The following is a 13,823-nucleotide window of genomic DNA, read 5'->3' as shown; positions in this document are numbered from 1 at the left end:
ATCAACCGATCCGTTCCGTTTTCTCCGGTACCTTCTTCGTATAGATTAAAAGTGCCCCAAATAATTTATACGAATCATCTTCCATGTTCACTTTTTCTACCAATACATCTCGTTTTGGATACGTTACCTGCACTTCGGTTCGCAAGGCTTCCATAAAAGATGTTCCCTCATTCAAAGTATACGCAAAGGAGTTATATGCCTTGTCTCCGTCCTGAATCTTAGGATCATTGACAATTTGATTGTGCGTAACGATATACGCATTTTCTCCCACCGGTATCGTTTGTCCTTTCTTTAGGACAGCCTTGATCATCGTGACCTTGCTCATATCATCGACTGAGCTGGACCAGTTGACCTTATAGTTTTCCTGTGTCGTTTGTTTAACCGGATCCGTTGAATAGTAATAATCAAATTTACTATTGTCCTCTATGGAAAGAAGCGGCGTTGTAAATGAAGAACCACGAGCCGGATACTCACCAAGATCGTTATGAACAATCGCATGATCCCCCTTATCCGGTAAGATATCTAGAATTTCCAGTTGATCGATCGGTGCATTGGAGTTATTCTTTAGTACCCATCGATAATCAATTTGATCCCCAATCGTCGCCTTGCTGCCAAGAGAGGATGCATATTTGGAATCCGGCTCTGAAGTCAACTTCACTTCCTTGATAGACGATATAACCTTCGGCGGATAAATGGTAAAGGAAGAAGAATAAAAATTTGTAAACTTTGTCGGATCATCTGGTCGATTGGCACCATCTTTTAAGATCGTACTCCATACCCCACTTGGTGTCGAATCTTGTAGAATCCCATATTGATTGCCGTTTGGATCCACACCAATCTTATTATTATCGTAAGACATACAAGAATATATGGTATATTTTCCAATATCCAGTCGAGTCGTGACGGTAAAGTCCAAATCGAAGATATTAGATATATCTCGACTCAACGATCCATCTAGCTTAGGAATCGTTATGGATTTTGGCTTGGCGATAACTAAATTCATGCCATCTCTATATCCACGAATGACTTCGATACTTTCAAAAGTATTTGTATTTTTTATGGGTTCTAGTCCATCCGGGACTAAATAATAAACATTTAAATTTTTCGGCTCTGTTGCTTCAGAAAAATTTCCGATTCTAGAATGCCTATACATCTCACTTAAAGAAATTGTATCGTTGGTAAAAAACTGGCTTCCATTTGTGATAGATAGACTATTATATCTGATAATTTTTTCTATTTGCATGCGAATAATATCAGTGGTCCAGGCAAATTGACGAGTATCCTCTTTGGAAGTAAGCTCGGTATCACCGGCAAACTTATAGTATCTGGTTGTAATCGAGGTATTCGCATACTCAGTGGTGTCTCCCAACAATGCCTCTTGGTGTGCATCGATTTTTTCTTTTAAGGTTTGGTAGGTAGATTCTTTTACACGGCCAATGACATCCGAATAAATGGCATACTTGCAGCATTCGATTTGATCTTTTCCTTTCAAAGTCACTCCGCCATTGGGATAAACAAATTCTACTTTTGTATAATTTTCTGTGTTTGAAAGTGTCTGCCAGTCTTCACCATCAAAAGAATCATTATAGGAACGATCTATATGGATCGGTACATGATCACTGATCAGCACCTTTTGTCCGGATGAAGTAATTCCATACGCTTTTGTTCCAGTTAATTGTTCCTTCATCCATTTCGCATCCTCCTCATTTAAACCTATCACCATTAAACGAATTTGATGCGGTTCTACATAAGGACTAATATCCACCCTGGAATCTCTGATGGTCAATTCGCGAATACTCTCATCTTCTCTATTGGCATTTGATAAAGACCAGGCATAGATATTTTTTAAAGTATAGCGCATACGATGTGTATACAAATAATCCTTATTATAGGAAATAGTCGTATACTTATAAGTAAAATCTATTGGATAAGTTGACCCATCAATCGGTTGATAATCTTTATCTATGATTTTTTCATATTTCGCAATATCCCAGCTAGGCGAGGCACCTTGTGGTTTGGGTATTTCTTTTAAGACATAATAAGGTTTACTGTAGTAACCAGTATTTGGTCCTAAATCATTTTGGACGATACCATCGACAACCGGCTGTATACTAAAATCGACTCTAAATTCTTTTGACTTGTTGGAGGCATCATAACTGGATAAATCAATGCCTCCCAGATCCAAGGTAATTGTTCGATAATATGTATTATATCTTCTTAGAGTATAATCATAGCCATCATTAAACTTATCTCTAGGAATATCTCTATAATATCGATTTGTTTCTGGCTCATACGTCCAGCCCGTATTTTCTTTCACCTTGGTTCCTTCGGGAATCTTCGCATATAGGCGTCTATCTCGTGGATCATTTTTATTCGAATGAACACTGTAGTAATAAGCTATAAAATCCACATACGTACCTTCTTTAATCACAAAATCAGAATCCACTTCTTTAATCAATTGTGTTGCTCCATAATCTTTCTTTTGTAAAGTTTCGATTGTGGCCTTTGCCTTAATGATCTGGGTACTGTCCTGTGTCAATTTTTTACCATCTTTATTAAAGAACTGTTGGGTGATTGTATGTTGTGAATTATTGATAACTTGTCCCGGTAAAAGATTTACACGAATGGGAGTACCCCCATTGTAGCCGCCATATAAAGTCTTATACGTTAAGACAATCTGAAAATCGGTATCCGTTTCTTTGATTTCTAAGTTCTTAAAATTGTCAAAGGACGTGGAAACTTCACTTTCTCTTGGTTTTTGAAACGATGCCTTTGGTAAGGAGACAATGGTATAAGCGCCTTCGGGTACCACGGTATTGTTTCCGGATATAGAAATGTTGTCATAGACTGTTATGATTTCACCACCATAATAAGCATCACTGGTACCGGGTGCTAAATTGATGGAAGAATCATAGTAATCGGTTGAACTGGATGGTTCTTCAACTTCTTCTGCCGGCTGTTCTTCCGGCGTAACTACAGTTTCCGGCTGGATAGTCTCGCTTGTTTCTGTAGGAGATACTATCAAAGCGTAAATACTGAAAGAAGAACTTTCAAATGTAATTAGTTTTTTATTGGTATCGAACGTTGCAAGTTCTTTTTTTTCAGGCTTGGCATTTTTATCTGGTAAATGATACAAAGTGGCTTTTGTATCTTTGGATAGATCCAGATTTTGCAGGGTAATGGATATCTTTTGTTTTGGTTCTATATGATGCAAGTTCTCTGTATAGAAATCAAAATCAAGCGCGATTACCTCTTCCTTTTTGATGGTTTCATCCTGTGCATGTAGAAGATCATAAATCGTATCGACATCTATTTTTTGGATATCCACTTGTATCCCCTGTGGAAATGCACCTTCTGGTGCATTTACTTTTACCGTTGGTCCATCTTTCATATCGATGGACTTTTCAAAAGAAGGAAATTGTTCTTGTTCAACTGGTTCTTCTGCGGTGGTTTGTGGTATTGAAACTTCATGATTTTGACTCGGCGCATTGATCACCGGTTCTTCTACTGCTGGCTCTTCTGGAACAATTGTTTCTTCAACCGGTTCTTCGATGGATTTGTCAACATCCGATGGATTGTCTATAGGAATCTTTTCTTCCTGTGCCCATACCTCAAACCCCGGACTGGTGATCGTATTACAGGCCAGTAGTACAGTTGTTAAAAATGTGGTGGATAATTTCTTAAAACGTTTCATACTCTTTCTCCCTTCAATGAATAATTTTATGTTCTGGTCAATAAAATATTAAATAATCCTATTTACATAGTAGCATACATACGCACATAAGCCTATATATTTAATAGGAACAATAATAAAAAGTCATTCGTGGGAATGACTTTGTTGTTTATTCTTTTGTATAGCCTGCTTGCGCAAGACATTCTCTGGCGCAGTTATTGTCGCCTGTCCATGGAACACGTCCTTCTGTATGATACATAAAAGGTTCATCGCCTTTACCTAAGATCAAGATGACATCCCCATCGGATGCGTTATCAATGGCTTGACGAATCGCCTCATAACGATCTTCGACAAATACGCTTGGGGTATTTTGAATTCCCTCTTTAATTTGACACGCGATGTCTTTAGGATTTTCATCTCTTGGATCATCTTCTGTCAGTATGATCAAATCGGCATATTGATCCGCCAGTTCTCCAAAGACTTTACGTTTGGCAATATCACGTTTTCCGGCAGAACCAAAAACACTGATGACGCGATGATTCTGAGCGATGTGTCTTCCATATCGTAACATTTGTTCCATACCATCGGGTGTATGGGCAAAGTCAACAATCACATGGAATGGCTGGCCACAATCAATCTGTTCCATACGGCCTTCAATTTGCGGAATGTTGGCGCAGGCTTGTAAGACGATGGCTAGATCCATGCCGGTCTGATGTAAAGCCGCAATACAGGCTAATAAGTTATAGACATTGTACATCGCAACAAGACTGCTCTTTACATGATAAATATTTTCCTGATACACAAGGTCAAAAGTCGTGGATTCTGGATCAATACGAACATTGATTGCCCGATAATCACATTCTTTTTCCATACCATATGTAACAACTCTGGCTTTGGATAAAGACTTTAAATCTTCAAACTTATCATCATCGACATTTAATACGGACACACCATTTTCTTTAACTAAATCTTTAAACAAAATCGATTTGGCATTAAAGTAACTGTCCATAGTTCCATGAAAATCTAAATGATCATAAGTAAAGTTAGTAAAGATTGCCACATCAAAACGAATCGCATCGACACGATGTTGTGCCAAACCATGCGAGCTGACTTCCAGAGCGCAAGATTTCATACCGGCTCTTACCATATCGCTGAGCTTCTTTTGAAGAAACAGGGCATCCGGTGTTGTCAGATCCGGTGCTAAACGTACCTTTCCATATTCAATCGCAATCGTTCCGATATAGCCACAAGGCTCTTTTAGCTCACGAATATATTTGATGATATTGGCACATGTACTTTTTCCGTTGGTGCCGGTGATTCCATACATTGTCATTTTATCAGAAGGCTTGGCATAGAAAATTCGGGCACACTGGTTCATGGCTAAAACGACATCTTCTACACGAATATAGACAGCACCTTCCAGTTTATTTTCAATCTCTTTGGAATGAACGATACCAATCGCCCCTTTTTCTACGGCCTGGGCAATAAAATCATGTCCATCGTAGGTCATTCCCGGAAGACAAAAATACAGATCTCCTTTTTGCACTTTTCGTGAATCAAAACATAGACCCGTCACATTAACAGTCGGTGCATTTTTAAAAAGCTTGCTTAGTCGCATAACGATCCTTCTTTCTTTAACACAATATAAGTATGATCCTTGATTTCATTCCACGTTACATGAATACGTGTAGAAAGAGGAACATCACTATAAATCTTAACGGGATGATATTGTTGGCAATAGCCATGATACACACCATCCTGGTCTTGTTTTTCAATCAAGACTTCTAAATCGGTAAAGCGTTCCATATCATTTTGACGAAGTTTGTTGGAAAGTGCTAATAGTTTATTGACTCTTTCTTTGACGATCGAGCCATGCACTTCCCCTTTCATCCTGCTGGCAGCGGTGCCGTTGCGCTTAGAGTATGGAAAAACGTGTAAGAAAGAAAAAGCACAATCTTCAAGATTTTTATACGTTGTTTCAAACTCTTCTTCACTCTCCTGTACAAAGCCGACAATCACATCAGTAGAGATGGAAATATCAGGTATTTCTTTTCGTATATGATCCAATCGTTGTTGAAATTCTTCGATCGTGTAAGGACGATTCATACGCTGTAAAGTTTCGTTACAGCCAGATTGAATCGGAATATGCAAATGACGACAGATTCTTGTGGTCTGTTTCATCAAATCAATCAGTTCATCATCCACTTCGGTAATTTCAATACTTGAAATTCGATACTGAACCCGTTCATCTGTTTTTTCTAACAATTCTTTTAACAGTTTGGCCAGCGTTGTATCTCCATCTTGATAACGACCGGTATGAATTCCTGTCAAAACGATTTCATAATGTCCTTTATTAGATAAAGACTGTGCAATTTCTATAACCTTTTCTTTAGATAAAGAGCGTTGTCTTCCTCTGGCATATGGAATTGCACAATAGCTGCAGAATTGATTACAGCCATCTTCAATCTTTAAGAAAGCGCGGTGCTTGGACTCATAGACATGAATCGGCATTTCTTCAAAGGATGTAAAGTCTCGGATATCTTCCACCAGGTCCTTACGGACATGGTCCTTTAAGAGTTCTTCGATTCGCATAACCAGTTCATTTTTATGATTGGCGCCAATGATCAAATCCACATTCAGCTTTTCTCTTTCCTGTTGATCGGCATGTTGTACATAACAACCAACCACAACGATCAAGGCATTAGGATGTGTCTTTTTTAAAGAATGAATCTTTTGTCGAGATTTAGCAGCCGCTGTATTTGTTACAGTGCATGTATTGATGATACAAACATCGCAGGGGCTGTTAGTTTCCACCATTTGATGACCATGTTTTTCCAGCTGTTCTTTATAATAATTGGATTCATAGCTGTTGACCTTACAGCCTAGTGTCGTAATACTGAATCGCACTACTTTTCCTCCTTTGATAAAGCATGTTGATAATCAATACAGGATAACGCATAAATCGCTGCCGTTTCAGCACGCAAGATTCTTTTTCCCAAGGTAACCGGAATAAAGTGATCATCCTGTAAGATATCGATCTCATTAACATCGAATCCACCTTCCGGACCGATTACGATGGAAACCGATTTGGGATCATCTTTTAAATACGATGCCAAATGCATCGATGCTTCGTTTTGTTTTTCATAACAGACCAGATTGCATTTTCCCTGATAGTTATGCAGGGTTTCAATGCTTTGAATGGGTTCTAGCTGTACTAAATCATTGCGATTGCATTGTTTGCAGGCATCCAATATGATCTGTTGCCAGCGTTCATACTTTTTTTCCTTTTTCTTTTCATCCAGTCTGACAATGGAAAAACGACTGTCGAAAGGTACAATTCGGCTGACACCCAACTCACATGCCTTTTGCAACATAACTTCAAAGCGATCCTGCTTGATCAGTGCGCAACAAAGCGTAATGTGATGCAAGGTAGCAGGTACTTCGATCTCATCCGTGATATATAAATATGGCTTTTGTAACGGCTTAGCTAAAAAGGCACCACCTTGTTTACTGATTACGCGCACCGTTTCTTTTTGTTCGATACGCAATACATCAAATAAATGATGCGCCTGTTTGGTATCCAAAAGAACCTTGGAGTGTAATTGACAAGCCTCTTCTACAAATACTTGTTTCATTTTGTTTCTCCCTGATTGGCCAGATACAAAAGTTTTTTGACTTCATATGGCTTTAACTGCCGAATTTCGCCCGGTTTTAGGGTATCCGCTTCGATAAAACCAAAACGCTTTCGATGTAAGCGTCGCACCTCATGGCCTAACATCGCCATCATATTTTTGACCTGATGATTTTTTCCTTCCGTGATCGTAAGTTCAAAACGACAGCGATCTCTTGTCGGATCGGTTTCCAACATATAGACTTTTGCCGGAAGAAAAGTTTCCTTACCATCACTTAACCCTTTACGCAGCTTACGAATATCGTCTTCACTTAAGATTCCCTGCAGATTTACGATATACGTCTTGGGCAAATGATAACGAGGATGGATCATCTTATTGGTAAAATCGCCATCGTTTGTCAATAATAAGACACCACTGGTATCATAATCAAGTCTTCCTACCGGATACACTCTTTGATCAATGTGAATATAATCCAATACGGTTTTTCGATTATGTTCATCCTTGCTTGTACAAACACAGCCTTTAGGTTTATTCATTACATAATACACTTTATCTTCACGCACTAATGCCTGTCCGTTGATTGTGATCGTATCGTTAGGCTTCACTTTGCTTCCTAAGATATCGACAACTTTTCCGTTTACCTTGACTTTTCCCTGAATGATATACTCTTCGGCTTTTCGTCTTGAACAAAAACCAGACTGGGCAATGGCTTTTTGTAATCGTTCCATTATTGTTCCTCCTCATGAAACAACTCTTGTTCTTCCTGTGGCTTTGGAAGCTCAGGAAGTTCTTTGATCGTCTCTAATTGAAATGTATCTAAAAAAGTATCGGTCACCTGATACAGTAAAGGCTTTCCTACGACATCCAATCGATCTTTTGCTTCGATCAAACCTCTGGCCTGCAGCTTCTTTAACATCATCTCACAGTTGACCCCGCGAATCTCTTCAATTTCCACACGTGTAACCGGCTGTTTATAGGCAATAATCGCAAGGGTTTCGATGGCAGCCTGTGAAAGTGTCGGATGTTGAATATTTTCAAAAAGTTTTTGTCCAAACGGATACACAAAGTCTTTAGTGACAAATTTATATCGGCTGGCATATTCCACTAACTCAATTCCTTTTGCAGGCGAGGCATATTCCTCCTTTAAAGAAAGAAGCGCATCCAGTACTTTCTGGCTTTCTTCAATTTGTAGAGCATTTTGTATCTGGATCATGGAAAGTCCTTCCTCTCCACTTAGAAAAATCAAGCCTTCCACCAGTGCTTTTATATCATGCATGAAGCTGCTCTCCTTTCTTGAGATAAATCTGATCCTCTTCATTGATTGTAAAATCCAACATTTTCTGATGGATCAAATCTAATATAGCTAAAAACGTAACAACGATCATATGCAGATTGGTACAGTCCGAACAAAGCTTTTCAAAAGTGATCGGGTGATCGATCGTATTTAAAAAGCGTTGAATTTGTTCGAGTCGTTCTTCCACTGATAACTCCTTGATCGTTACTTTTGTCTCATAAGGCTGTAATAAGATCATGCGATGCATCACACGCTGCATAGCTTTGACCAGCTCATAAGGTGATTGTGTTGGAAGATCATCTATTTCGATTGGTTTTGCCCATGACTCAATCAAAGAAGCCGCCGGTCTTGAAAAATGCAGCTGTCTTTGTTCAAAAGAATCTTTTAAAGAAGCCGATACTTCTTTATAGCGCTGATATTCCAATAAACGTTCGACCAGTCTTTGTCTTTGTGTCTCTTCTTCATATTCTTCTTCTACGACCACTTCTTCACGTGGTAAAAGCTTACGGCTTTTATATTCCACCAAAGAAGCAAGCTCACTTAAATATTCACTGGCTACTTCCAAATGAAGATCTTTCATTTGATGAATAAAATCTATATATTGATTAGCCAAAACAAGCATATCTAAGTCAAAAAGATCTAATTTATTCTCTTTGATCAGATGCAGCATCAGATCCAATGGACCTTCAAACTGATCGATCGTTACTTTAAATTCCACATTCACTCACCATATCACAGTATAACAAATTTTCAGACAACAAGAAAGTAGGACTAATGGATGTCAAAGACACCCTTTTATGATATGATGATAAAGATTTTAGGGGGTGAACCCATGAAAAGAGCTTTGTGGTTTTTAATAGCAGCCCTGATCATGGCATTGATCGTACAGCCAAATCTTTCAACTGTCCATGAACCTCAGGTGCGTACACCAACCAACACAACAACTAACGCAAAGACAAATGATACGATCGACATGGGTATTTCACACTCCAAAGCAACGATCTGTCTGGATGCCGGCGGTGGTGGTATTGATACCGGCTATACAAGCGGTGATCATACACCGGAAAAGGACATTAATTTACAAATTGTACAAAAAATAGGTAATTATCTTGCACAGGCAGAATACAATGTCGTTTATACAAGAACCGATGATTCAACAATTGTTTCAGCCAATGAAGTCGATTCCAGCAAGCAGCGCATCCAGCTGGCTAAAGATCAAAATGCGCAGTATTTGATCAGTATTCATATGAGCGATGATGTCGATACGACCATTCAGGGATACTCTCTTTTTACCCATCCCAAGGAAGAATTGATTGATCTGTGCAATGCGATCAACGAAAAGCTGATGTCTATCAACTATTCTCGCTTTAATGGTTTAGACAGTGATCACTATGAAAACTTTCCAATCCTTATGGATCAATCACTTTCTACGATCATGATCGAGTTAGGTTATTTAAGCAATACCGAGGATTATACCAACTTAACCAATGAAGATTATCAGGATCGAATTGCCCGCTCGATTGCCGAAGCTATCTTAGCACAAATTGACTGAACTTTTACCGGTGTTTCTTTGAGAAAGACCGGTTTTTTTGATATAATGAAAACTATGAAAGAAGATGAAAATATATGGAAAATAAAGAGATCTTTAAAGGGAAAATTTTTACTTTAGAACAAATAGACGTAACGATCCATAATAAAGAATACAGACGCGATATCATTCGCCATCCCGGTGGTGTCGGTGTGCTTTTGATCGTCGATGATAAAGTTTTGTTGGTCAAACAAATGCGTCATGCGATTGATCAGGAAACGCTGGAGATTCCTGCCGGTAAGCTTGAATATGGAGAAGATCCCATGACTGCCGGTCTTCGCGAATTAAACGAAGAAGCCGGCTATGAATGCAAGCGTTTAAAACCGATCATACACTTTGTATCGACCCCTGGATTTTGTGATGAAGTCATCTGGCTTTATGAAGCTATAGAACCTTATGTAACAAAACATAAGCTGGCTATGGATGAAGATGAAGAAATTACCAAAGTATGGATTGATCTCAAAGAAATACAACAAATGCTTCAAAACAATCAGATCATTGATGGAAAAACAATCATTGCCCTGCAATATGCACTTTTGGAAAGGAGAGATGTCAAATGAATTTTATCATGATTTCACCCAACTACCCTGAAAACTACTGGATGTTTTGCCGGGGATTAAAAAAATACGGAGCGACAGTTTTGGCCATCGTCGATACGGCCTATGACAATTTATTACCGGAATTAAAAGAAAACATCGATGAATGTTATGTCGTTTCCAATTTCAACAATTACGATGAGATGCTTCGTGCAGTTGGTTATTTTACGTTCAAATATGGAAAGATCGACTGGATCGAATCCAACAATGAAGCTTGGCTCGATCTGGATGCTCGTTTACGCGATGATTTTAATGTAAAGACTGGCTTTAGCTACAAGACTATTCAGGAATACCAAAGTAAGGCAGCCATGAAAAAATACTATGAAAAGGCCAACATCCCAACCGCTCGATACGATTTGGTGGATTCTAAGGAAAACGCCTTACAGTTTGCCAAAAAGATCGGTTATCCTCTGGTTTTAAAGCCCGATCATGGTGTAGGTGCCTCCTTTACTTATACAATCAAAAACGATGAAGATCTGATCAAGTATTTAGATTTGACCAAGGAACACCAGATGATCTTGGAAGAATACATTGAAGGCGATGTCTTCACTTTAGATGGTGTATGCGATCAGGAAGGAACGATTCGTTATTTGAATTCTTTAGAATATGTCGGCAACTGTATGGACAGTGTACAGTACCAGCAATCGATCGGTGCTTATACGGCCTTTACAATCAGTGATGAATATCGAAGCATTGCCCAACGTACCATTCATGCCTTTGCCCTAAAAAACCGGTTCTTTCACTGCGAGTTCTTCCGTTTGACTAAAGACAAAGAAGGTTTGGGTAAAAAAGGGGCGGTCATTGGATTGGAAGTCAACTTCCGTCCACCGGGAGGTTTTGCCCCAGATCTGATGAACTATGCCGGTTCTTTGGATGTCTATGATATCTGGGCACAGGTATTATTAACGCAACAGGGAGATTATATGCATATTGCCCGTGAATCGGCCGGCTTTGCGGGAAGACGAAATTCGATTGCCTATAAATATCGTGTGGAAGAGATTGAAAAGATGTATAAAGATCAATGGATTGCCACGACCTATCTTCCGGAAGCCTATGCGGCTACGATGGGTGATGTGACTTTGGCGTGTCGTTTCCGTACAGTAGAAGAAAGGGATTCCTTCTTTGCGATCGCATTTCAGGAATCTACAAGAAAGGATCGAAACAAGTGATTTTAAAGTTTGACCTATACATGTCCGCCCTGCAGAAACAAAGGAAGATCCACATGTACTTACCGGATGATTATTTATATTCTCAAAAACGATATCCGGTTTTATACATGTTTGACGGACATAATCTTTTTCATGATGAAGATGCGACTTATGGAAAATCATGGAATTTGGCATGGCATATCATCGAAGGCAAAAAGGATATGATCGTAGTTGGTCAGGAGTGTTCACACCATGGTAATGACCGCTTGAATGAATATAGTCCCTACCCTTTTGCCGATGCGGAGCTGCAGGTGCAGCAGACTGGTTTAGGCGAAAAGACAATGGATTTTTTCGTCAATGAACTCAAGCCTTATATTGATGCTCACTTCCCGACTTTACCGCAGCGAGAAACGACATGGATCGCCGGTTCCAGTTGTGGTGGTGAAATGGCTTTGTTTGCGGGTATGCGCTATCGCGATATTTATTCTCGCTCTTTAGTGATCTCACCATACTTGATCCCTACGGCGGATTATTTCCTGATGGAAGCCGATCAAACATTTTTTGATCAACCATCCTTTTTCTATATGTCCTGGGGTGCTCTGGAAGGAAATGGCAAACATGCCTTTGTACAGGAAACAACAATTTGTACGGAACTGTCCAATCGATTACAGGAGCATGGTGCCAGAATCTTCTTTCATGTCAAACCGGAAGGGGAACACACCGAAAGTTCCTGGGAAGAAGAAGCGCCTTTATTCTTGGATTTTTTGTTTTATTATGAGTAGTTATGAATCGTAAACCTGTAGTTTTAAATTTACCGGCTTTTCAACAAGGAAAAACAATCGTGATCAGTGATATCCACGGCAATTTAAAAGCGTTAAAACATGTATTGTCACTTTGTCATTACGATAATTCAAACGATCGTCTAATCTTAGCCGGTGATCTTTTGGAAAAAGGAGAAGAAAACCTTACGACATTGCGCTATATCATCCAACTTTGTGAACAAGGAAATGCGTATGCCTTAATGGGAAATTGTGACTTCACCGTAAAAAATGCCTTTTTATCGTATCGTCTTGATTTTTTAAAACAAATCTTATTGACAAGAAAGAATTCAGTTCTTCATGAAATGGCTAATGAAATCGGAATGTCTTTGAATAAAAATACGGATATGGAAGTCTATTGCGCAACGCTTCGAAAGCACTTTCTCAAAGAAATGGCCTTTATTAATGATCTTCCTCATGTGATTGAAACACCTGATATGATTTTTACCCATGCCGGTATCGCATCGGAAAAACAATATGGTGATGACTTTAAGATCACCATGACCACTCCTATGTTTTTTGAAACGAAACAGACTTTTGAAAAGAAAGTTATTTGTGGTCATATGCCGGTTACTGAATATCAGAAATACATTGCCAGTTTTGATCCACTCTACGATCCAAAAAAGAACATCTACAGCATCGATGGCGGCAACATCGTCAAAAAAGGAGGTCAGTTAAATGCACTGATCTTTGAACAACATCATGTAGATGTCAAACGATACGATGACTTACCCACAGCCATCTGCATACAAAGTGTAGATTATCAAAATCAAATTCCTTTGTTTGTGACTTGGAACCGCGGTGAGATCGAAATTTTAAAGAAGGAGCGTTACCAGTCCTATATTTATTGTCTCCATTTAAAACGTGCTTTTTGGGTTGATAATGAATTTATTGAACAGCGCCACGGCAAATGGTATGCCTCAGACTATACCAATTATCAAATACCTTTAAAAGAAGGAGATATTGTAAAGATCGTACGTGAATATCGGGACAAAGCACAAATCAAAAAAGATGGTGTACTGGGATGGACATATTTAAAAAATCTAAGAAAGCTAAACTATTAATTTACTCTTT

Annotated in this window: 12 protein-coding genes; 5 read left to right on the top strand and 7 right to left on the bottom strand. The window is 38.9% G+C overall.

Annotated features, from left to right (window positions below; translation table 11 throughout):
• Position 1 precedes the first annotated feature (1 nt).
• The 7 genes from G413_RS0100735 to G413_RS0100705 all read right to left on the bottom strand — a co-directional run bounded on the left by G413_RS0100735 (position 2) and on the right by G413_RS0100705 (position 9,317).
• Positions 2–3,694: a hypothetical protein gene (locus tag G413_RS0100735; RefSeq protein WP_022789042.1), complete on the bottom strand. Its 3,693-nt coding sequence runs from the start codon at positions 3,692–3,694 to the stop codon at positions 2–4.
• Between the two features lie 148 nt (positions 3,695–3,842).
• Positions 3,843–5,291, bottom strand: a complete 1,449-nt coding sequence (locus G413_RS0100730) for a UDP-N-acetylmuramoyl-L-alanyl-D-glutamate--2,6-diaminopimelate ligase (protein ID WP_022789041.1) — start codon at positions 5,289–5,291, stop codon at positions 3,843–3,845.
• Entirely contained in the window at positions 5,282–6,580 is a 1,299-nt protein-coding gene (gene mtaB, locus G413_RS10585) for a tRNA (N(6)-L-threonylcarbamoyladenosine(37)-C(2))-methylthiotransferase MtaB (protein WP_022789040.1), read from the bottom strand. Before mtaB ends, G413_RS0100730 begins: the two co-directional genes overlap by 10 nt.
• Positions 6,580–7,308 (bottom strand): RsmE family RNA methyltransferase, encoded by a 729-nt coding sequence (locus G413_RS10580; RefSeq protein WP_022789039.1) that lies wholly within the window; start codon positions 7,306–7,308, stop codon positions 6,580–6,582. Before G413_RS10580 ends, mtaB begins: the two co-directional genes overlap by 1 nt.
• Complete coding sequence (locus G413_RS0100715; RefSeq protein WP_022789038.1) at positions 7,305–8,033, bottom strand: pseudouridine synthase; 729 nt, start codon at positions 8,031–8,033, stop codon at positions 7,305–7,307. The genes G413_RS10580 and G413_RS0100715 overlap by 4 nt, the downstream gene beginning before the upstream one ends.
• Positions 8,033–8,581 carry an SMC-Scp complex subunit ScpB gene (scpB, locus tag G413_RS0100710; RefSeq protein ID WP_022789037.1) on the bottom strand — a complete coding sequence of 183 codons (549 nt, stop codon included), beginning with the start codon at positions 8,579–8,581 and terminating at the stop codon, positions 8,033–8,035. Before scpB ends, G413_RS0100715 begins: the two co-directional genes overlap by 1 nt.
• A complete protein-coding gene (locus G413_RS0100705; protein ID WP_022789036.1) occupies positions 8,574–9,317 on the bottom strand; it encodes a segregation and condensation protein A in 744 nt (247 codons plus the stop codon). Before G413_RS0100705 ends, scpB begins: the two co-directional genes overlap by 8 nt.
• Before the next feature lie 114 nt (positions 9,318–9,431).
• On the opposite strand from G413_RS0100705, the gene G413_RS0100700 reads away from it, so the two are divergent.
• The 5 genes from G413_RS0100700 to G413_RS10575 all read left to right on the top strand — a co-directional run bounded on the left by G413_RS0100700 (position 9,432) and on the right by G413_RS10575 (position 13,813).
• Entirely contained in the window at positions 9,432–10,151 is a 720-nt protein-coding gene (locus G413_RS0100700) for an N-acetylmuramoyl-L-alanine amidase family protein (protein ID WP_022789035.1), read from the top strand.
• A gap of 74 nt (positions 10,152–10,225) precedes the next feature.
• The gene (locus tag G413_RS0100695) at positions 10,226–10,747 is read left to right on the top strand and encodes an NUDIX hydrolase (RefSeq protein WP_022789034.1); all 522 of its coding nucleotides are present in this window, start codon (positions 10,226–10,228) and stop codon (positions 10,745–10,747) included.
• A complete protein-coding gene (locus G413_RS0100690) occupies positions 10,744–11,952 on the top strand; it encodes an ATP-grasp domain-containing protein (RefSeq protein ID WP_022789033.1) in 1,209 nt (402 codons plus the stop codon). The genes G413_RS0100695 and G413_RS0100690 overlap by 4 nt, the downstream gene beginning before the upstream one ends.
• 20 nt (positions 11,953–11,972) lie before the next feature.
• Complete coding sequence (locus G413_RS0100685) at positions 11,973–12,713, top strand: alpha/beta hydrolase (protein WP_276329713.1); 741 nt, start codon at positions 11,973–11,975, stop codon at positions 12,711–12,713.
• A gap of 2 nt (positions 12,714–12,715) precedes the next feature.
• Complete coding sequence (locus tag G413_RS10575; RefSeq protein WP_022789031.1) at positions 12,716–13,813, top strand: metallophosphoesterase; 1,098 nt, start codon at positions 12,716–12,718, stop codon at positions 13,811–13,813.
• Positions 13,814–13,823: the final 10 nt, after the last annotated feature.

The organism is Faecalicoccus pleomorphus DSM 20574, assembly GCF_000420345.1.
Lineage (GTDB): Bacteria > Bacillota_I > Bacilli_A > Erysipelotrichales > Erysipelotrichaceae > Faecalicoccus > Faecalicoccus pleomorphus.
The sequence above is the reverse complement of the archived record's forward strand: the minus strand, read 5'-3'. Positions and strand labels throughout refer to the sequence as shown.

Excerpts from the sequence above, each read along its gene's own strand:
- G413_RS0100700 (WP_022789035.1), top strand. The coding sequence starts at position 9,432 with ATGAAAAGAGCTTTGTGGTTTTTAATAGCAGCCCTGATCATGGCATTG.
- G413_RS10580 (WP_022789039.1), bottom strand. The coding sequence starts at position 7,308 with ATGAAACAAGTATTTGTAGAAGAGGCTTGTCAATTACACTCCAAGGTT.
- G413_RS0100730 (WP_022789041.1), bottom strand. The coding sequence starts at position 5,291 with ATGCGACTAAGCAAGCTTTTTAAAAATGCACCGACTGTTAATGTGACG.
- G413_RS0100685 (WP_276329713.1), top strand. The coding sequence starts at position 11,973 with ATGTCCGCCCTGCAGAAACAAAGGAAGATCCACATGTACTTACCGGAT.
- G413_RS10575 (WP_022789031.1), top strand. The coding sequence starts at position 12,716 with ATGAATCGTAAACCTGTAGTTTTAAATTTACCGGCTTTTCAACAAGGA.
- G413_RS0100695 (WP_022789034.1), top strand. The coding sequence starts at position 10,226 with ATGGAAAATAAAGAGATCTTTAAAGGGAAAATTTTTACTTTAGAACAA.
- G413_RS0100735 (WP_022789042.1), bottom strand. The coding sequence starts at position 3,694 with ATGAAACGTTTTAAGAAATTATCCACCACATTTTTAACAACTGTACTA.
- G413_RS0100690 (WP_022789033.1), top strand. The coding sequence starts at position 10,744 with ATGAATTTTATCATGATTTCACCCAACTACCCTGAAAACTACTGGATG.
- G413_RS0100715 (WP_022789038.1), bottom strand. The coding sequence starts at position 8,033 with ATGGAACGATTACAAAAAGCCATTGCCCAGTCTGGTTTTTGTTCAAGA.
- scpB (WP_022789037.1), bottom strand. The coding sequence starts at position 8,581 with ATGCATGATATAAAAGCACTGGTGGAAGGCTTGATTTTTCTAAGTGGA.